18 protein-coding genes and 1 tRNA gene are annotated in these 18,960 nt (G+C 52.3%); 9 read left to right on the top strand and 10 right to left on the bottom strand.

What is annotated here, in order from left to right; all coding sequences use genetic code 11:
* Positions 1–19: 19 nt before the first annotated feature.
* Positions 20–1,021, bottom strand: coding sequence for a zinc-dependent alcohol dehydrogenase family protein (locus BMW46_RS02190; RefSeq protein WP_074704084.1), 1,002 nt, complete (start codon positions 1,019–1,021; stop codon positions 20–22).
* 152 nt (positions 1,022–1,173) lie between these two features.
* Between BMW46_RS02190 and aroC the strand changes: the two genes are divergently transcribed.
* Positions 1,174–2,355: a chorismate synthase gene (gene aroC, locus BMW46_RS02185; protein WP_074704082.1), complete on the top strand. Its 1,182-nt coding sequence runs from the start codon at positions 1,174–1,176 to the stop codon at positions 2,353–2,355.
* A gap of 95 nt (positions 2,356–2,450) precedes the next feature.
* On the opposite strand, the gene BMW46_RS02180 is transcribed toward aroC, so the two are convergent.
* The 5 genes from BMW46_RS02180 to BMW46_RS02160 all read right to left on the bottom strand — a co-directional run bounded on the left by BMW46_RS02180 (position 2,451) and on the right by BMW46_RS02160 (position 8,754).
* Positions 2,451–5,378 carry a bifunctional diguanylate cyclase/phosphodiesterase gene (locus tag BMW46_RS02180; RefSeq protein WP_081355625.1) on the bottom strand — a complete coding sequence of 976 codons (2,928 nt, stop codon included), beginning with the start codon at positions 5,376–5,378 and terminating at the stop codon, positions 2,451–2,453.
* Between the two features lie 2 nt (positions 5,379–5,380).
* The gene (locus BMW46_RS02175; RefSeq protein ID WP_074704080.1) at positions 5,381–6,628 is read right to left on the bottom strand and encodes a porin family protein; all 1,248 of its coding nucleotides are present in this window, start codon (positions 6,626–6,628) and stop codon (positions 5,381–5,383) included.
* Positions 6,609–7,058: a substrate-binding domain-containing protein gene (locus tag BMW46_RS02170; RefSeq protein ID WP_143049069.1), complete on the bottom strand. Its 450-nt coding sequence runs from the start codon at positions 7,056–7,058 to the stop codon at positions 6,609–6,611. Before BMW46_RS02170 ends, BMW46_RS02175 begins: the two co-directional genes overlap by 20 nt.
* 154 nt (positions 7,059–7,212) lie before the next feature.
* Positions 7,213–7,998, bottom strand: a complete 786-nt coding sequence (locus BMW46_RS02165; protein ID WP_074704079.1) for a PEP-CTERM/exosortase system-associated acyltransferase — start codon at positions 7,996–7,998, stop codon at positions 7,213–7,215.
* A 669-nt stretch (positions 7,999–8,667) separates the two neighbouring features.
* Positions 8,668–8,754, bottom strand: a tRNA-Leu gene (locus BMW46_RS02160).
* A 56-nt stretch (positions 8,755–8,810) separates the two neighbouring features.
* Here BMW46_RS02160 and rnr point away from each other — a divergent pair.
* The 7 genes from rnr (at position 8,811) to dnaB (ending at position 14,998) form a co-directional block, all read left to right on the top strand.
* A complete protein-coding gene (rnr, locus tag BMW46_RS02155; protein WP_074704077.1) occupies positions 8,811–11,018 on the top strand; it encodes a ribonuclease R in 2,208 nt (735 codons plus the stop codon).
* A 59-nt stretch (positions 11,019–11,077) separates the two neighbouring features.
* A complete protein-coding gene (rlmB, locus tag BMW46_RS02150) occupies positions 11,078–11,827 on the top strand; it encodes a 23S rRNA (guanosine(2251)-2'-O)-methyltransferase RlmB (RefSeq protein WP_074704076.1) in 750 nt (249 codons plus the stop codon).
* A gap of 194 nt (positions 11,828–12,021) precedes the next feature.
* On the top strand, positions 12,022–12,399 hold the full coding sequence (gene rpsF / locus BMW46_RS02145) for a 30S ribosomal protein S6 (protein ID WP_074704075.1): 378 nt from the start codon (positions 12,022–12,024) through the stop codon (positions 12,397–12,399).
* 12 nt (positions 12,400–12,411) lie between these two features.
* Positions 12,412–12,708: a primosomal replication protein N gene (gene priB, locus BMW46_RS02140; protein WP_074704073.1), complete on the top strand. Its 297-nt coding sequence runs from the start codon at positions 12,412–12,414 to the stop codon at positions 12,706–12,708.
* Between the two features lie 38 nt (positions 12,709–12,746).
* Entirely contained in the window at positions 12,747–13,031 is a 285-nt protein-coding gene (gene rpsR, locus BMW46_RS02135) for a 30S ribosomal protein S18 (RefSeq protein ID WP_074704072.1), read from the top strand.
* An 11-nt stretch (positions 13,032–13,042) separates the two neighbouring features.
* Positions 13,043–13,498 (top strand): 50S ribosomal protein L9, encoded by a 456-nt coding sequence (gene rplI / locus BMW46_RS02130; RefSeq protein WP_074704070.1) that lies wholly within the window; start codon positions 13,043–13,045, stop codon positions 13,496–13,498.
* Positions 13,499–13,609: 111 nt separating this feature from the next.
* On the top strand, positions 13,610–14,998 hold the full coding sequence (dnaB, locus tag BMW46_RS02125; RefSeq protein ID WP_074704068.1) for a replicative DNA helicase: 1,389 nt from the start codon (positions 13,610–13,612) through the stop codon (positions 14,996–14,998).
* A 144-nt stretch (positions 14,999–15,142) separates the two neighbouring features.
* On the opposite strand, the gene BMW46_RS02120 is transcribed toward dnaB, so the two are convergent.
* The 3 genes from BMW46_RS02120 to queD form a co-directional block, all read right to left on the bottom strand.
* Positions 15,143–16,594: a PhoH family protein gene (locus BMW46_RS02120; protein WP_074704067.1), complete on the bottom strand. Its 1,452-nt coding sequence runs from the start codon at positions 16,592–16,594 to the stop codon at positions 15,143–15,145.
* Positions 16,584–17,060, bottom strand: coding sequence for a peroxiredoxin (locus tag BMW46_RS02115; RefSeq protein WP_074704065.1), 477 nt, complete (start codon positions 17,058–17,060; stop codon positions 16,584–16,586). The genes BMW46_RS02120 and BMW46_RS02115 overlap by 11 nt, the downstream gene beginning before the upstream one ends.
* Positions 17,061–17,244: 184 nt before the next feature.
* Positions 17,245–17,694 carry a 6-carboxytetrahydropterin synthase QueD gene (gene queD, locus BMW46_RS02110; RefSeq protein ID WP_074704064.1) on the bottom strand — a complete coding sequence of 150 codons (450 nt, stop codon included), beginning with the start codon at positions 17,692–17,694 and terminating at the stop codon, positions 17,245–17,247.
* Positions 17,695–17,767: 73 nt separating this feature from the next.
* Here queD and BMW46_RS02105 point away from each other — a divergent pair, with 73 nt between their 5' ends.
* Complete coding sequence (locus BMW46_RS02105; protein ID WP_074704557.1) at positions 17,768–18,571, top strand: radical SAM protein; 804 nt, start codon at positions 17,768–17,770, stop codon at positions 18,569–18,571.
* Between the two features lie 72 nt (positions 18,572–18,643).
* On the opposite strand, the gene BMW46_RS02100 is transcribed toward BMW46_RS02105, so the two are convergent.
* Positions 18,644–18,931, bottom strand: a complete 288-nt coding sequence (locus BMW46_RS02100) for a helix-turn-helix domain-containing protein (RefSeq protein ID WP_011381257.1) — start codon at positions 18,929–18,931, stop codon at positions 18,644–18,646.
* Positions 18,932–18,960: the final 29 nt, after the last annotated feature.

Here is an 18,960-nt window from a genome sequence, read left to right as displayed (position 1 = left end):
GCCTGGAAGAATGAAACCGCTACGCAATCTTCAGCACTATCTTGCCCAGGGTATGTTCTGCTTCGATCAAACGATGCGCTTCGGCGGCTTCCGTCAGAGGCAGCGTGCGGCTGACGTGAATCTTGAGAATACCTTGTTCGAGCAGCCTCGCCCCTTGTTCAAGTATGCGGGTTTGGACTACACGCGCCGGATGTAAACAGAAATAAAGGGGAGCGGTCATTTGCACATAGCCGATGCTCAGGTTGCGCAGCCGCGCAGTATTGAGTTGCTTTGCATCACAGGCCGTTGAAAGCAGCGACACTATCCCGCCATACAGCCGGATGGCGGAGAAGGATTTGCAGAACGTCTCTCCACCGACAGTATCCAGAGCGAGATTCACACCCAGCCCCTCCGTCCATTCGAGCGCAGTGTCCACAAAGTCATTTCGGCGATAATCGATTGCAAGCTCGGCCCCCAGGGATTGCGCGAAGGCGGCCTTTTCCTCGCTCGAAATTGTCGTGGCAACCCGGGCTTTCAGGTATCGGGCAAGCTGGATGGCAATATGGCCTACGCCGCCCGCGCCCGCATGAATCAGCGCAGTCTGGCTCTCCTTGAGATTGCCGCGCTTTATCAGTGCTTCCCATGCGGTAATCAGAGCCAACGGAACAGCGGCTGCTTCCACCATTGACAGATTCCCGGGTTTCAATGCCAGATAATCTTCATGCACTACCGCGTATTCCGCATAGTTTCCAGGCGCCCCACCCAGACCGTTATTGAAAAAGAAGACTTCATCGCCTGCGCGTACCCGAGTCACTGAACTGCCAACGGCTTCAACCACACCTGCCCCATCACATCCGAGGATAGACGGAAGCCCGTCCGGGTAATACATATTGGCCTTGCGCACCTTGGTGTCGATCGGGTTTACGCCCGCCGCGTGCAACTTCACCCGCACATCGAACGCGCTGGCAAGATCGGGCATGGGAACATCGGCAGATGTCAATACCTCTGGTGCGCCCGGAACATTCATCAGGATCGCTTTCATGATTTCCCTTTATTCTTCTTTCTGGATTGCTGATCAACAATATCCGCTTGATCCTCGGCTGCGGGTGGAACAGGAATGAAAGGCGTACCGGAGGACGGTAAGGCTATGGGGATATGTTAAACTTCGAGCCTTGATTTGGCTAGAAAAGTGAAATGTCCGGCAATACTTTTGGCAAACTGTTTTGCGTGACGTCTTTCGGGGAATCCCATGGCCCTGCCATAGGGTGTGTAGTGGATGGTTGTCCCCCGGGAATGGAGCTGTCCACTGAGGATATCCAGCAGGATCTGGATCGGCGCAAGCCCGGTACCTCCCGTCACGTGACCCAGCGGCGCGAGTCCGATACGGTGGAAATCCTTTCCGGCGTGTTCGAGGGCAAGACTACCGGAACGCCGATCGCACTGTTGATCCGCAACGAAGATCAACGCAGCAAGGATTACAGCAAAATCATGGACACTTTCCGTCCCGGGCACGCGGACTATGTTTATTGGCAAAAATACGGCATACGCGATTACCGGGGAGGAGGACGTTCGTCCGCCCGCGAAACTGCCGTACGGGTGGCGGCAGCGGCCATAGCAAAAAAATGGCTGCGTGCAAGATATGGAGTGGTAATACGAGGTCACATGGCGCAACTGGGACCTGTCGAGATTCCATTCAAACAATGGGAAGCGGTGGGCGAGAATCCCTTTTTTTCGGCTGACCGGGACATCGTGCCAAGCCTGGAAGAATTCATGGACAAGCTGCGGAAATCGGGCGACTCGGTGGGCGCCAGGATTCGTGTCGTTGCCGAAGGTGTGCCAGTGGGTTGGGGCGAGCCTGTATATGACCGCCTGGATGCCGAAATCGCCTATGCCATGATGAGCATCAACGCCGTTAAAGGCGTCGAAATCGGGGCCGGATTTGCTGCTGTGAGTCAGAAGGGAACCGAGCACTCCGATGAAATCAGTCCCGTGGGTTTTCTCAGCAATAATGCAGGAGGCATATTGGGCGGGATCTCCACCGGTCAGGATATCGTGGTGAATATCGCTGTCAAGCCCACTTCAAGCATACGTCTGCCGCGCCGCTCAGTAGACAAGATGGGCAACCCGGCAATAGTGGAAACTCATGGCAGACATGATCCCTGTGTCGGTATCCGGGCTACGCCCATCGCGGAAGCAATGCTCGCACTGGTATTGATGGACCATGCGCTGCGCCATAGGGCACAAAACGCGGATGTTGCGTGCACAACTCCAAAAATTCCCGGCGAGATTGGCCATAGGGAAGGCCAGGAAGAAGGCCCATCAGATAACGACCAAAAAGTGGAGTTTGCGGACGATCCCGAGCCGGACGAAGCGTGAAAGACGAGTGTGCTCGCAAAAGATGGCGATGGCGGGTTCGAGACCAAGACCTGCTTTCTTCAATACATTCTCGGCATACCAGAGCATGGCTTCCGTCACATCTTCACAAAATCGCTGAACGATGTGTCATACGCGGGAGAAGGTGTTCCAATCAAAAATCCCTGAGCATAGTCGATCTGCATTTTCTCAAGGATTGAAAAAGTCGCTGCATTTTCCACGAACTCCGCTGTTGTCTTCTTTCCGAATCCCCTTGCCACATCGCACAAAGCCTGCACCAGTATTTGATCATCGGGGCTGTCTGCCAGATTTCGTATGAATGAGCCATCGATCTTTACAACGTCGATTGGCAGTTGCCGAATGTAATAGAAGGAGGAGAAACCGACTCCGAAATCATCCAGCGTGAAACTGCAGCCCAGCTTTTTAATCATCTCCATGAGTTCCCGCGCCGCGGGCAAATCCTCGAGCGCTGCTGTCTCGGTTATTTCAAACATGAAATTCGATGGATCCGCGTCATACTCGGCAAATGCATCTTTCAGTATCGGTAGCAGTTCCGGATCGTGAAATGCATGCGCCGACAAGTTTATGGAAAAACGGATGCACTGCCCGGCGCGTTGTATTTCAGCTGATTGCGCAATCGATTTACGTAAAACCATGTGGTCGATTGCATGAATAAGACCTGTCTGTTCTGCGGCGGGGATGAAAAACTGGGGCGCAAGAACAGTTCCATCATTGTCGATCATGCGGAGCAGCACCTCGTAATGATCGATGGTCCTGCGTCGAACATGCATGATGGGCTGGAAATAGAATAGGAAACGTTCGTGTGAAAGAGCATACTCAATCTTCTCCTTCCAATAAACGAGTGTATGCATGCGCTCACGTGTTTTCTCTTCGTCAGAAAACAAATGCCATCCTCCTCGTCCGGCTTCCTTTGCCTGATACATGGCGAGATCGGCCGCGGCAAGGAGATCATGGACATTGCTGCCATGCTCCGGAAAAAGTGCGATACCAACGCTGGCTGATGCTTTATGGGTGCGACCATTTATCGTAATCTTTCCCTGATTCAGGCTCGCAAGCGTATTTTTTGCCACTTCTATCGCCCCTTCGGCTGTGGTTTGGGGCAAAATTACTGCGAATTCATCGCCTCCCAGGCGTCCGAGTATGTCGACGCTGCGAATATTGCCAAGCAGCAAACGCGCGACCATTTTAAGTAAGGCATCCCCCGCCTGGTGTCCGCTGGTATCGTTGATGTACTTGAACTGGTCAAGGTCGAAAAAGAGTAAGGCTCCGGAATACCCGTAACGCGCGGCAAGATTCAGCATCTGTTCCAGCTCTTCCTGGAAGCGGCGGCGATTGAAAAGGTCGGTGAGCGGATCATGATCCGCCAGCCAGGCAAGACGCCCTTCAGCACGCTTGTGTTCCGTCATGTCGAGACCCACCGATAACATTGCGGGGTCATCCTCGCTGTGCCGGGTCAGGCGTGAATGCAGCCACAGAATATTACGAATGGAAGCATCCTTGCATACGATGTTCGCTTCGTGCCGGAGCTGGTCTCTTCGTTGGCACCGTACCTCTTCCAGATGAACGGGAAGATCGTGCAGATTTCCGTCGAGTGCCAGAAGATGGAGGAAGGGCGTTCCCTGCAGTTCTTTTTCAGTATACTGAATAAGCGTTTCACCATAGGCATTGAGTGTGAGAATCTCACCATCCGCCTTTTGCGTGATTACGATCACTTGCGCAATGTCCAGCAGATTGTTAATGAAATCCCTCTCCTTGCTTAGCTCGTCCATCTTGCTCGCCAGTATACGAGTCCTGTCCGCTACCTGATCCTCGAGCTTCTCCAGTTGATGTGACAGGGCCACCGCTGTTTCATCCAGCAGGTCGATTTCATCTTTCATCCATCGTTTCTGGCCGGCAGAGCGAAGCTCCAGGCGAAAATTCTTGAAACTGCTGCGGGCCAGAAGAGGGAGAGTAAAAACGATGTGCTTGAGCCGCGACAGCGGCTTGGTGAGAATGATGAACAACAGTATTTCAGAGAATATGAGCCCGACCAGGCCAATTATCATGTTTTGCTGTGTCGAACTATGAATGGTACGGATCGTGGAGGTGATGTCAGTTACAACCATGAAGTGGGCATCGTCTTCCGACACAGCCATTCTCTCCAGAAACAGCGGCTTTATCTGCAGGTGTCTATCGCGCCACGAAACCAGGATGCCCTCCTCAAGGCTCTCCAGGTCCGGATAATTCGCTGCAACTTCATCCAGAACAGTAATGTTCATTTCCCTGCTGTGTGCAGCAATCGTGACATCCCAGTTTGCAATTTTCACCTTGTTGCTTTCGGGCAAATCGCCTTTTTCCCTCACCAGCAATGCGATATCGGCGCCCGAAATATCCTTGAAACCCAGAATCACATCTACCAGAGGTGTTCCGATGACGATCACCCCTACGTTGTTACCTTCCACGAGCAAGGGCGCCACGGCAAATTGCATGCAGCTGGTGGGGCAGCTGAGATGGCTCATCGGCTTTTCCTGGGCATTCACCTCGTGCACCCAGGCTGACATCAATGCGTCGTGAGTATCAGGCTGGGAAGTTCCCCAACCTGCCAGTTGCTGATTTGAGCTATCGTAAAAACGCAGCAATTCGATACCCTTATTGAGTTGCAAAGGCGACCAATATGGATCAAATGCCTGAGTGACGTATTCTTTGTTACCGGAGAGCAGACTTTTATCCATTCCTTCCAGGAAAGGAATCAATCCGGCGAGTTGATGCAAATTTATCGAAACCTGGTCGATCAGTCCTTCAACTTCCTTGGCATAGCGCTGGTGCTGGGCATTTCTCTGGCTCTCGAAGTCATCCATCAGGCTCAAATAGGTAATTCCCGTGAATGAAACCACGATGGCAATCAGTATAAGGCTGCTCAGCAGCAGAACTTTCCATTTCAGTCCCAGAAATTTTTGAGGCTTTTCAGGTGCTATCGCTCCATTTCTCTGCATAGCCTGATTATGAAAATACTTATCCTGCAGCATGTCTAGAACCGGTAGGAACCGAGGATGGAAAACAGATTCCAATTCGGCGACAGGTCTCCCGAATTGGGATTGTCAAGAGTCGAAAGCCAGCCTGTCCCGTGCACACGGTGATACTCGGCGCGCAACATGAACTCAGGCGTGACGTTCCAGCGCAGCCCTACGGTAATGTCTTTAGCATACCGCCGATGCGGGTCGCCGCCCGTAGCCGCCGCCCATTTTTTTCCGCTGCGGTCATTACTGTCCGTATACAGTACATCGTAACGAGCGATCGCTTCCCACTCCGGCGTGATTCGATAAACTCCCTGAAGGTAATAGCTTTCGCCAAAAAAATCTTGATTGAGGGCCGCGATGCCAAAATTTTTATATTCAAAATGGCGGAGCGCGTATTCCGAAGTGAAACTCCAGCGTTCTGCGTTATATTGCGCGGAGAAAATGAGAGGTGTAAAGCGAATTGAGCCCGCGCGAAGCGGGTCGCCGCTCGCGGGATCATAATTTATGTTCAAATCCGTTCCGCTGAATGCAAAACGAAGTCGGCCCTCATCGAGTTCATAGCTTATACGGCCAATATAAGAGATATCTGGATCAAGATGGCCTGGCACCCCTTGGCCCAACAGCGCTACTTCTGCTTCAGCACCTCTGACTAATGGACGTACCGGTCCACCCTGGAAAGATAGGACACCGTGATCGAAACGGTATTCACCGTATAAATGTACTCCGTCCGCAGCAATTGCAACCTTGCGTACGCGATCAAAATAGATGGATTGAGGTAAAAGTATGCTGGGCCGCGTGAAGGGAACGTCGCGCGTGTCATTGTAAAAGCCGAGCGGATTCTTCATCCTACCCAGGCGTATTCCCATCTTGCTGTTTTCTTCCGATAGAAACGCATAGTCAATGAATCCGTAATCGAGCCGGATGTTGCCCGGACTTCCTTTTCCCGCAGTGCGGGAGAGCATCTGGGCCGAAAACTGGAGGTTGGGCTTGGGCCTCATGGAAGCATTCAGCCCCAGTTCCCTGAAGTCAAAACTTCCACTATCGGAACTGCTTTTCCCGAAAACGTTATTGTTGTCCGTGCTCTTGAGCCAACTCTGGCTGGCAAAGCCATGTATTTGCAGATTGTTCGGCAGGTTCTGAGGAATTGGCAGTTTTTGCGCGTAAGCAACACAATTCGAAAGGACGGCAGACACCACGACGAGCCGGATAACCTCTCGCGTCAAACAGCGGCGAATGTGGTTACTTGACGTGTAGAACATTGACACTGCCATCCATTCTGGATCGGGTTAAATAGCCAATTGCTCCGGGTGTGCTACCGACTTTTGCAAGCATTTCCTCTGGAGAAGCGACTGTTTCCGGCGCCTGTCCCGTACCCGAGAACACCAGCCGGTCCCATGCTGCCCGAAGTTGGTAGGGAAAAACATTCAGTTTTTCCTTGGAGAACGCGATGTGCAAAGGGGCTTCATCCGGAAGCACGAACACATGAATGGGGCTACCGTCCGGCCATGTATGCAGGCGCATGCCGAAGATGGCGCGCAAGGCGTTTTTGGAGAGGGTTTTTTCGCTGACGCCGGAGTTAGTAACGATCTCGTAGGGCTCGACTGCCCACGTTTTACCGGCCACGAATAAAAGGCCGAGTAGCAGGCATATAGACGCAATCAGATGACTGATTTTTATTTTAATTGTCACAAGTTTTTTTATCTGCCCCGTAGACATTACCTTGCGTGCATCACGGGGAGTGCTCAGAACAGCATGAGTCGCTGGGACGTTCGAATGAAAAATGGTGATATCACAATTCGGAGGAAGTCCCGCTTTATCGTAAGCGTGTCGGGTGCCAACCGCTTTAAATATTGCCAAGAGCAGCGGGATGAGGTGTCGAGGCAGCCTCCTCCCTCTGGCGCTTTGGGATGACCCTGCCGTAATCAGTAACCAGCTCCCAGATATCTTTATGTTTTTTATTCATCCTATCCAGCATGTGGGTGAGGTTGGCATAATAGGGCCCTCGTTGACCATAGTAATCGGTTAGCGGACCAATGGAATCGTGCTGTAACCCGTAGAGGCTTAATAATCTGTTCAAGGCGGGATCCATGATCGAAATCCAGTGCATAATGTCATGGGCCGCAGATGTCCGTATGAGACCAACGGCAAGAGCCAGAATCGGGTGAGGGAAACGTCGCCGTATTTTTACTCCCCTTTCTTCAAAAGCCACTCCTTCTTCGCTTCTCTCATTGTCCTCCTTGCGACGACAAAGCTTTCGGACAATATGAAGGCGTGATATTTCCCCTATGTTCTGCCGGGTGATTTTACCGATGTCGACAGGCTCGGAATTGAGCGTCATGTATCGCTCAGTCGGAAATGGTTTTTCGGGGTCGAGCGGATCTGGCAGGATCAGGCGAGCTGTTCCAACAATGTCACCAGAAGGACGGTGACGCAGAAGTATATGAGATGAGTGACGGTCATAATCATCGCTTTCCATTTTCTCTGGATAGCGCGATGCTGGAAAACCTGGAGCACGTTGTTCGACACATAACACTTGATAGCGAACCCGGAATGCCTCACGCAACAATTCCGGGGTATCGACATCGATAACTTCGAAATATTCGTTAAAGGCGGTCACGATGTCGTTCATCTGGATGAGCTCAAGTAACTGTAATTCAAGTCGGAAGAATTTAAAATTGCCCCTGGAGGGGATAATTCAAGTGGCGTACGAGCAGGTATTCTCGTGGGAATATCCTGTTTTCCTGGTCCAATCTCGTTGTTTTCGCCTTATTGGATCTCTTGCCAGAGTTCGTCACCAACGATAACAGCGCAGCTGGAATATATTTACTGATCATGATAGAAACGCAAGCTGGATTTTCTTGAACACAAGTCTTTAACGGCGAGAATCGGATTCACTTTACCAACCAGCTTATCCCAATCAGCTTATCAAACATGCTTTCCTGCACCTTCCGATTGCGGATGGAATGCATCGCCTTCTGGATTCGCCAGAAGCGTAGTCCATGCGCAGCAAGACAACCTAATGCGGTAGTCGGAGCCGCAGTTTCTTTTGGGACAGGAGCACGTTATGAGACAACAGATCGCGGGGCGTGAATAGCTGTAAAATTTTACAGCTAGATATTCCTTGGAATCTTCTAGCTAAAATCACCGCAGAGCCTGAGTATAACCAAAGGAAAAAATGGATAGTAGGGGTAATTCGGAAGTGCGATGCGCTGTCCTGCTATACTGAGAAAAACAGCACTCGTTGTGCCTTTTGGGCCGGTACAGTTAGCACAGGTGGAATCAGCGGAAATGTTTTGATTGGTGCCCAGAAGAGGACTCGAACCTCCACAGTGTTGCCACCGCTAGGACCTGAACCTAGTGCGTCTACCAATTCCGCCATCTGGGCAATGAGCGAATCTGTCCAACGATAAGACAGAGGCGCAATTCTATAGGAAATCAGCTTTGACAATCAAGAAGAAACAAAAGCTCCGCAAGCTTGACCCTTATCTCGAACGGGAAAAAGAGCGTTATGGACATGCGCTGCCCAGCCGGGAATTCATACTCCAGATACTCGAAGAGCAGGGCGTTCCCGTACCCGAGGAAGCATTGCAGAACCTGCTCGGAATCACCGAAGAAGAAGACGAAATCTTCACTCGCCGTCTTTCTGCCATGTTGCGCGAAGGCCAGATCATGCGTAACCGGAAGGGCGATATCTGCATGGTGGAGAAGCTCGATCTTATCAAAGGCAAGGTTCAGGGTCACCCGGACGAATTTGGTTTTCTGGTACCCGACGATGGTAGTCCGGATTTATTCTTGAGCGCCAAAGAAATGCGCAAGGCGCTGCATGGCGACCGCGTGATGGTGCGTGAAATCGGGGTTGACCGACGAGGCCGCAGGGAAGGGGCTATCGTGGAAGTGCTGGAACGTGCGGTAACGCAACTGGTGGGACGATTGCATGCGGATCACGGAATTCTTTACGTGGAGGCAGAGAACAAGCGTATCAGCCAGGATATTCTGATACCTAAAGAAGAATCGATGAATGCAAGGGCAGGCCAGGTGGTCATGGTCGAAATCATTCAGCAGCCAAGCAAACATGCGCAGCCTATCGGTCGCATCAAGGAGATTCTGGGCGAGTATACAGCCCCCGGAATGGAGATCGAAATTGCGCTTCGCAAGCACGACTTGCCTTACCAGTTTCCACAGGAAGTGGAAAAGCTTTCAGGACGTCTTCCATCCAAGGTGTTAAAAAAAGACTTGGTCAAGAGGGAAGACCTTCGTCATCTCCCATTGGTGACAATAGATGGCGAAACCGCACGCGATTTCGACGATGCCGTATATTGCGAGCGTGACGGAAAGGATTACAAGCTTTATGTCGCCATCGCCGACGTCAGCCATTATGTAAAGCCGGGCGACGCTCTCGATCAGGAGGCATACAATCGTGGGAATTCTGTCTATTTTCCACGGCGCGTCATCCCCATGCTGCCGGAAGCGCTATCGAATGGGCTCTGTTCGCTCAACCCGGAGGTAGATCGTTTATCTATGGTGTGTGAAATAAGCCTGGATTTTGCAGGCGACTTCAAGAGCTATCGTTTTTATCCCGCTGTCATGTTTTCGCACGCCCGGCTTACCTATACCAAAGTGGCGGCCATGCTGGACAATCCCGAGGGAGAGGAAGCGAAACAATACCAAGACCTCTTGCCGTACATCCAGTTGCTCTACAAATTATTCAAGGTATTGCTGAAAGCGCGAAACCTGCGTGGGGCGATTGATTTTGAAACGATCGAAACGCGCATGATCTTCAACGATGAGGGCAAAATCGAGCGCATCCTGCCGATACAGCGCAATGACGCGCATCGCATCATCGAAGAATGCATGCTCGCCGCTAATGTGTGCGCTTCCGATTTTTTGCAGAAGCACAAACAGGCGACTCTCTATCGCATCCATGAAGGTCCGACGCCCGAAAAACTGGGCGCCCTGCGTGATTTTCTCAAGGAATTCGGTGTTCAGCTAGGCGGAGGGGACGACCCCAGGGCGAAAGATTATGCTCGTACGTTATCTACAATAAAGGATAGGCCCGATGCGCAGCTGTTGCAGACCGTGATGCTTCGATCCTTGCGCCAAGCGGTGTACAGTCCCGACAACGTCGGCCATTTCGGACTGGCATATGAATCCTACACGCACTTTACATCCCCCATCAGGCGTTATCCCGATCTGCTGGTACATCGAGCCATCAAGGCCGTCCTGAACAAGGCAGCATACTCTCCCGGTAACTGGTACGAACTGGGCGAGCATTGTTCGCAGACGGAGCGCCGGGCGGACGAGGCCACGCGCGATGTCGAAACGTGGCTCAAGTGCTATTACATGCAGGACAGAATCGGAGAATGCTTTGAGGGGGTTGTCAGCGGTGTCGCCAGTTTTGGTCTTTTTGTTGCGCTGGATGGAATTTATGTCGAGGGACTCGTCCATGTTTCAGAGCTGCCCAGCGATTATTTCCATTTTGACGCAGTCAGGCACATGTTGCTGGGGGAGCGGACGGGGAAGCGCTATCGACTGGGTGACCGGCTCAGAGTCAGGCTGGTTCGAGTCGATCTGGAATCCAGCAAGATAGATTTTGTACTCGCCGAAAACGCCCTGGATGCGGGGAAAATAAAAACCGGGGCAGCGAGTTGATTTCCGTGGTGAGTGTCCGCCCCCCGTTTATCATTTTTTTCAATTACTCATTACTATACATGTCCGGCTCGCGTTTTATATTCGGTTTCCATGCGATTACCAGCCGGCTGCGCCAGAATGCGGCCAGCGTCCGGGAGATTTTCCTCGATGCGGAGCGAAGAGATCAACGTGCCCGCGATCTGGCGACGTTGGCGGAAACCCAGGGCATACGGTTGATTGCATGCGACAATGCGAGGCTCAAGGCTTTGGCGGGCAGTGCCCGGCACCAGGGTGTAGTCGCGCGTATCGACTCCGCCCGTGCGTATGTGGATATCGACGATGTGCTCGATACCCTCACTGAGCCCGCGCTGCTTCTGGTGCTGGATGGCATCCAGGATCCTCATAACCTCGGTGCCTGCCTGCGTGTTGCAGATGCTTTCGGTGTTCATGCTGTGATTGCCCCGAAAGACCGTGCTGTGGGCCTCACCGCTGCGGTACATAAGGTGGCAAGCGGGGCGGCAGATAACGTTCCCTATATTTCCGTGACGAATCTCACTCGTACCCTGCGCGGATTGAAGCAGCGGGGGGTAATGATTCTGGGAACGGCTGCCGATGCCGATACTCAGCTTGGCGTCCTCGAGCTTCATGGACCCGTCGCATGGGTACTGGGTTCGGAAGAGAAAGGAATGCGGCGGCTGACGCGGGAAAACTGCGATCAGCTTGTTTCGATTCCCATGCTGGGCAGTGTGGAAAGTCTCAACGTTTCCGTGAGCGCGGGCATTTGCCTGTTTGAAACGTACCGCCAGAGATATGCCTCCAGGGCCGGTTGACACTTGTTTCGCGCCCTGCCCCACGCTTTTTCATCGCAGCTCGCGACCCCGAAACAAGTGTTAACTGCCCTCCTATAACCCCGATTAAAATTGATATTTTCCAGCGGGTTGAGTATAGTACCGGCCTCTTTGAAACATTCGACCTTGCCTCACCGTGCCCGCATCACTGGAGGCTTTACCCATAAGGAGACTGCATGCGACATTACGAAATTGTATTCATTGTTCATCCCGATCAAAGCGAGCAGGTATCCGCAATGATCGAGCGGTATCGCAGCATCGTAACCGCCAGAAACGGGCAGGTGCATCGCCTGGAAGATTGGGGACGGCGCCAGCTCGCGTACCTGATCCAGAAGGTTCACAAGGCGCATTATGTGCTCATGAACATTGAATGTGATCAGGAAACGCTGGACGAGCTGGAGCACGCATTCAAATTCAATGACGCCATATTGCGCCACCTCACCATCAAAATGGATGAGCCGATTACCGCACCGTCGCCCATGATGCGCGAAGAGAAGGCCAAACCCGCTCCGCAGCCCGCAGAGGAAGCCAAGGAAACAACGCTTGCGACCTAGGCTGCTAAGTCATTGGATTGCAATCGGACTGAAATTTGCGGAACGATTACGGAAATCGGCAGCTTGCGTTATAGCCCGGCGGGAGTGGCAGTAGTCGAACTCAAGATCAGACACGTTTCTCGCCAAATCGAGGCGGGGAAGCCCAGGCAGGTGGAGTGTGAAGTTTCTGCCGTAGCCTTGGCGCAAATGGCCGAAACTGTTGCAGGCCTGGTTCCAGGGGCGACAGTAAAGCTCGCCGGGTTTCTTGCAAGAAAAAGCCGCGTGAGTTTGCAGTTGGCGCTGCATGTAAACCGGATCGATCCTATCTAATGGATCTCATTTATAGACAGGAATAGACAGGAAAAATTATGGCTCGTTTTTTTTCTAAACGTAAGGATGGCAAGGACAAGGACAAGGACAAGAAGGCCAACCGCCCTTTATTCAAACGCAGGAAATTCTGTCGTTTTACTGCGGAAGGCATCAAAACAGTCGATTACAAGGACACCGAGTTATTGAAGGATTTCATCAACGAGAACGGCAAGATCATTCCGGCGCGCATAACGGGGACGAAGTCCAGGTATCAGCGTCAACTGAGTACTGCCGTGGAGCGCGCCCGCTTTCTGGCATTGCTTCCTTATACTGATTTGCACTGAGGAGAGTTGATATGCAGATCATACTGATGGAGAAAGTTGTCAACCTGGGCCAATTGGGCGATGTTGTAAAGGTTAAAAATGGTTACGCACGGAATTTCCTTATCCCGCAGGGCAAGGCAAAGCGCGCTACCCAGGCGGCCATTGCCGAGTTCGAGGCAAAGCGTGCAGAACTGGAGAAAACCCAGGCGGATATCCTCGCAGCGGCACAGGCTCGTGCTGCCAAGCTGGAAGGATTGATGCTGCAGGTCACTCAAAAGGCAGGTGTGGACGGCAAGCTGTTCGGTTCAGTTACCAATGCGGATATCGAAGATGCGCTAAAGGCCCAGGGTTTTGAAGTTGAAAGATCCATGATACGAATGCCTCAGGGCTCATTGAAGCAGGTGGGCGATCACCCGGTAACCGTCGTGCTGCATACCGATGTGGCTGCGCATATCGTCGTATCTGTTCTGGGTGAATCGGTCTCCTGAAAAGGTTCTGTTTTTTCATTTTCAAAAGGGGCTGGCAACAGCCCTTTTTGATTTCTGGCTCATTGCAACCAGTGTTAAAATCCAGATATGCCTGTAACGCCACGTAACTCCATGCCTCAATTTGTAACGGCAGTTTCAAACGAGCAATTACTCGAATCATACAAATTGCCACCGCACTCGGTTGAAGCAGAGCAATCGGTACTGGGCGGATTGATGCTGGACAACCACGCATGGGATAAGGTAGCGGACGTGATCACGGAAGATGACTTCTACCGGCAGGATCACAGGCTCATCTACCGCCATATCTGCAAACTGGTCGAGCATAGCAAACCGGCCGATGTCATCACGGTAGCGGAATCACTTGAAATATCCGCGGAATTGCAGGGGGTTGGCGGGCTCGCTTACGTCGGGGTCCTCGTACAGAACACGCCTTCGGCTGCAAATATCCGACGCTATGCGGAAATCGTGCGCGAACGGGCAATCATGCGCAAGCTTGCCCAAGTGGGGACCGACATCACGGATTCGGCATACAACCCTGCTGGGCGTTCAGCCGCCGCGCTGCTGGATGAAGCCGAGGCCAAGGTTTTTGAAATTGCCGAGGCGGGTGCGCGGGGCAAGCAGGGTTTTATCGATATCCAGCCGCTGCTGAAGGAGGTCGTGGAGCGTATAGAGACGCTCTACAACCAGGATAATCAAAGCGATGTTACCGGAATCGCAACCGGCTTCCATGATCTGGATGAAAAGACTTCGGGCTTTCAGCCTGGCGATCTTGTCATTGTTGCGGGCCGGCCATCGATGGGCAAGACCGCCTTTTCGCTCAATATTGCCGAGCATGTTGCACTCACGCTCCAAAAGCCGGTAGCGGTATTCAGCATGGAAATGGGGGGGGCGCAACTGGCGATGCGTATGCTGGGCTCCGTCGGAAAACTGGATCAGCACAAGGTGCGTACCGGGCGCCTGCTGGACGAGGATTGGTCCCGCCTGACGCATGCGCTTGGGAAGCTGAACGACGCTCCGCTTTTTATCGACGAAAGTGCCGCTTTGAATGCACTGGAATTAAGGGCGCGCGCGCGCCGGCTGCATCGCCAGCATGGGGAACTGGGTTTGATCGTGGTGGATTATCTCCAGTTGATGTCAGCTGCCAGCCAGGGCGAGAACCGCGCCACGGAGATTTCCGAAATATCCCGCTCCCTCAAGGCACTGGCAAAAGAACTGCATGTGCCCGTTGTCGCGTTATCCCAATTGAATCGAAGCCTTGAGCAGCGTCCGAACAAGCGTCCGGTCATGTCCGATCTGCGCGAGTCCGGCGCGATCGAACAGGATGCCGATCTGATTCTTTTCATCTACCGGGACGAAGTCTATAACCCGGAGACGCCGGACAAGGGAATCGCTGAAATCATTATAGGAAAGCAGCGGAATGGACCGATCGGCAAGGTCGATCTGACTTTTCTGGGCGAATATACCCGATTCGAAAGCTACGCCAAATCAGGTCATTATTAAGACTACAGTCGAACTATGTTTCGCTATTGTCTGGTAAATTTTAGGAAGTGTAGATCAGGCTTTGCCTGATGACCAAGACTTATCCGGCTAGCTCGATCTACCGCCAAGAGCGGAGAAGGTGCGCGGTCTTGTCAGCGATAGCGCTTACAGTATCTCTGTCGCATAATCCGCCAGCCTGGAACGCTCGCCGCGTTGCAGCGTGACGTGGCCGCTGTGATTCCATCCCTTGAACCGATCCACCACGTAGGTCAGCCCTGAGCTTCCCTCCGACAAATAGGGCGTATCGATCTGCGCGATGTTACCCAGGCACACGACCTTTGTGGCGGGGCCGGCACGGGTAATAAGTGTTTTCATCTGCTTGGGTGTCAGGTTCTGCGCTTCGTCGATTATCAGGAACTTGTTGATGAAAGTGCGCCCCCGCATGAAGTTGAGCGATTTTATCCTGATGCGGGAGCGAATCAGATCGAGTGTCGCTGCTCGCCCCCATTCTCCGGCGCTGGTATCCGTCTTGTTAAGCACGTCCAGGTTGTCTTCCAGCGCACCCATCCAGGGAGTCATCTTTTCTTCCTCGGTTCCGGGCAGAAATCCGATATCCTCACCCACCGGCACTGTCACGCGCGTCATGATGATTTCGGAATAGACCTTGTGCTCCAGTGTCTGCATCAGACCTGCTGCCAGCGTAAGCAACGTCTTGCCGGTACCTGCCTGTCCCAGCAGGGTGACAAAATCTACTTCCGGGTTCATCAGCAGATTGAACGCGAAATTCTGCTCGCGATTCCGCGCCGTGATGCCCCATACATTGTTCTTTTGATGAGTATAATCTTTCAGCGTCTGCAGAACGGCTGTTCTTCCGCTAGCCTCCTTGACCTGCGCGTAAAACGGTTTGTCATGCTCCAGATAAACGAATTGATTGATTACAAAGCCGCCGGCAAGGGGGCCGCTCACACGATAAAATGTCTGCCCCGACTGCTGCCAGGACTCCATGTCCTTGCCGTGTTCATCCCAGAAATCCTCTGGCAGTTCCTGGATGCCTGAAAAGAGAACATCAGTGTCTTCCAGAACCTTGTCATTGAAATAATCCTCGGCCGCCAGCCCCAAAGCCCGCGCCTTGATGCGCATGTTGATGTCTTTGGAAACCAGTGTGACAACGCGGTTCTGGTGGGTATCGTGCAAAAACTTGACTGCTCCGATAATCTGGTTGTCCGCGCTCCCGCTTGCCAGATATACCGGCAAGACGTTCGTGATCGCCTGCGTCTGGAGGAACAGCCGGCCGGTTGCATTCTTGGTGCCATGCGACTGTAAAGGAATGCCTTCGTCAATATCGGTTATCGCGCTGCTGACGATTTCATCCAGAAAACGGCTTGTTTGACGTGCATTGCGGGCAACCTCCGACATCCCTTTCTTGTTGTTGTCGAGTTCCTCGAGGGTTGTCATCGTGATATAGATGTCATGCTCCTGAAAGCGGAACAAGCTGATAGGGTCATGCATCAGCACGTTGCTGTCGAGCACGAACAGCTTGGGCATCAGACGGGTGACCGGAGCGATGGAAGCAGATGATTTGGAAGCCGTGGAAGAACCGGGCTTTCTAGGATTCATGATTCTCGCTGGCCAGGGTTTTCACAAACTCCAGGACTTCCTGGACATGTCCGGTTACTTTGACACTTCGCCATTCGCGGCGGAGTATCCCTTTCGTATCGACCACGAATGTGCTCCGGTCGATGCCGCGGACCTGCTTGCCGTACATATTTTTCATCTTCATCACACCGAACAGGTTGCAAACCGTCTCGTCCGTGTCGCTCAGCAACTCGAACGGAAAATTCATTTTTGCCTTGAATTTCTCGTGAGACTTGATGTTGTCACGCGAAATACCCACTATGTCGCAATCGGCAGCGGTAAATTCGGTGTAAGCATCCCGGAATTCCTGGCCCTCGGTGGTGCATCCCGGCGTATCGTCCTTTGGATAGAAATAGATGACCAGGTTTTTTTCACGGGCTGCGGATAAACGAAATGTCTTATTACTGGTCGAAGGAAGTTCAAAATCGGGAACGGGTTGATTCAGCATTTCAATCCTCAGTGGTTACTCGCGATGTCATGTTAGCAAAAAAAGCATGTGCGGTTGCAACGAAGAGAAGATTCCTAACCTTCAAAACAGGTAGTCTCAATCCTCTTGATTTCATGAATGCCTGTTCCGGTTACTTCCATGTTGTGATCGATCATCAAACAGGGGATATGGGTGAGAGGGACAATCAAAGTTGTCCTCGCACCGCATCCGCCCAGCAATTGGGAGTTTCGAACAGGCGCACTTGCTCCAGCCTGAGATGATTGCCATAACGATCCTGATATGCTTCATCGAGTATGTGGAAAGCGGTCAGAGCCAGGTTTTCCGCCGTGGGGGGCGTATCCAGCACCACGGTTTTGTGGTCTTCGAGGGATTGGAGGAATTCCAGCAACTTGTGGTCTTCCGCATAGGCAAGGAACGCATGGTCCCATTTATCCACCAGCACTTCTTTCGCAATGCGTTTGACCTCTGAATAATCCATGACCATGCCTTGCTCGGAGATGCCGGGTTCAGTGATAATTTCGCCTGACAGGGTAATTTCTATGGCGTAACGATGGCCGTGCAGATGCCGGCACTGACTCTTGTGGGAAGGTATACGGTGGCCGGCGTCGAATTCCAGCCTGCGTGTAATTAACATTATCGGGATTGTAGCATTGCAGCAAATTTCCAAACGATTGGATGTAGCAGATCATAGCCGCGATATAGCCGGGATGACCTATGTTTATCCCGTTATTTCGCGCCGTGCCGGGGGTGTGTCGATCGGAATCAATCTTAATCCGAACAATGCATGTAACTGGCGTTGCATCTACTGCCAAGTGCCGAATCTATCGCGCGGCACTGCGCCCGCGATTGACCTGGAAAAACTTGAAGTCGAGTTGCGGACTTTGTTGCGCGAAATCGTATATGGCGATTTCATGGAAAGACAGGTACCTGCTGAGGCAAGGCATCTCCATGATATCGCTTTATCCGGCAATGGCGAGTCGACCAGCGCCGGGGAATTCGAGCAAGTCATCGAACTGCTCGGACGGGTAAAAGCCGATTTCGATCTGCCCGAAGCGCTTAAGCTGGTATTGATCACAAATGGCAGTCTGATAGATCGGGACAATGTTCAGCGCGGGTTGAGCCGGATGGCAACGCTCAATGGCGAAGTATGGTTCAAGCTGGACAGTGTTACCCGCGAGGGAAGGCAACTGATCAATAATACGCGCATGAGTTTGAAAAAGATGCGCAGGAATCTGCAACTGTCTGCATCCCTGTGCCCTACATGGTTGCAGACCTGCGTATTTCAGATCGACGGGATGCCACCTTCCAGAAATGAATCTGAAGCGTATCTGAGATTTATCGAGGAATTTCTGAGCGAGGGGGGGGTACTCGAAGGTGTGCTTCTGTACGGTCTTGCGCGTCCATCCTTGCAGCCGGAAGCATCGCGGCTCACGAAGATCAGGCAGGAGTGGATGGAGGCATTTTCGGAACAAATAAGACGCCGGGGACTCGCTGTAAAGCTGAATCCATAGCTTGAATTTTTCTCCTTCCTGATTCTCCGATGAAGCTTGAGCAGTAATCCGGACAGGTTTCCGGTATTGCCCCTACTGCTTGGCCTTGGAGGCTTTCTTCAGACTCTTGTACAGTTCAGGATCCTTGCTTTTCAGTAAGGCTGCAACAGCCAGATCGTCTTTCTTGATCTTGGAAAGATCGATGTGCTCGATATGCACCAGCCGTACCAGTTCCCTTACCGGTCTGGGCATATTTCGTCCACTCTCATAACGGGAGCCGCCGCTTTGGGTGACACCGACCTTGCTCCAGAAATCATGCTGATTGAGACCCAGTTTGCGTCGAATTTCACGAGGATTGGATATTTCTTCGAAGAGTTTCATGGGGGCATCTCGACAGGTTATGTAGTTAG

This window comes from Nitrosospira multiformis (assembly GCF_900111585.1).
Taxonomy (GTDB): Bacteria; Pseudomonadota; Gammaproteobacteria; order Burkholderiales; family Nitrosomonadaceae; genus Nitrosospira; species Nitrosospira multiformis_B.
Note: the sequence above shows the minus strand (reverse complement) of the source record. Positions and strands in the feature narration are given on the sequence as shown.

Excerpts from the sequence above, each read along its gene's own strand:
- BMW46_RS02190 (WP_074704084.1), bottom strand. The coding sequence starts at position 1,021 with ATGAAAGCGATCCTGATGAATGTTCCGGGCGCACCAGAGGTATTGACA.
- aroC (WP_074704082.1), top strand. The coding sequence starts at position 1,174 with ATGTCCGGCAATACTTTTGGCAAACTGTTTTGCGTGACGTCTTTCGGG.
- BMW46_RS02180 (WP_081355625.1), bottom strand. The coding sequence starts at position 5,378 with ATGCTGCAGGATAAGTATTTTCATAATCAGGCTATGCAGAGAAATGGA.
- BMW46_RS02175 (WP_074704080.1), bottom strand. The coding sequence starts at position 6,628 with ATGTTCTACACGTCAAGTAACCACATTCGCCGCTGTTTGACGCGAGAG.
- BMW46_RS02165 (WP_074704079.1), bottom strand. The coding sequence starts at position 7,998 with ATGAACGACATCGTGACCGCCTTTAACGAATATTTCGAAGTTATCGAT.
- rlmB (WP_074704076.1), top strand. The coding sequence starts at position 11,078 with ATGTCCGGCTCGCGTTTTATATTCGGTTTCCATGCGATTACCAGCCGG.
- rpsF (WP_074704075.1), top strand. The coding sequence starts at position 12,022 with ATGCGACATTACGAAATTGTATTCATTGTTCATCCCGATCAAAGCGAG.
- rpsR (WP_074704072.1), top strand. The coding sequence starts at position 12,747 with ATGGCTCGTTTTTTTTCTAAACGTAAGGATGGCAAGGACAAGGACAAG.
- rplI (WP_074704070.1), top strand. The coding sequence starts at position 13,043 with ATGCAGATCATACTGATGGAGAAAGTTGTCAACCTGGGCCAATTGGGC.
- dnaB (WP_074704068.1), top strand. The coding sequence starts at position 13,610 with ATGCCTCAATTTGTAACGGCAGTTTCAAACGAGCAATTACTCGAATCA.
- BMW46_RS02120 (WP_074704067.1), bottom strand. The coding sequence starts at position 16,594 with ATGAATCCTAGAAAGCCCGGTTCTTCCACGGCTTCCAAATCATCTGCT.
- BMW46_RS02115 (WP_074704065.1), bottom strand. The coding sequence starts at position 17,060 with ATGCTGAATCAACCCGTTCCCGATTTTGAACTTCCTTCGACCAGTAAT.
- queD (WP_074704064.1), bottom strand. The coding sequence starts at position 17,694 with ATGTTAATTACACGCAGGCTGGAATTCGACGCCGGCCACCGTATACCT.
- BMW46_RS02105 (WP_074704557.1), top strand. The coding sequence starts at position 17,768 with ATGACCTATGTTTATCCCGTTATTTCGCGCCGTGCCGGGGGTGTGTCG.
- BMW46_RS02100 (WP_011381257.1), bottom strand. The coding sequence starts at position 18,931 with ATGAAACTCTTCGAAGAAATATCCAATCCTCGTGAAATTCGACGCAAA.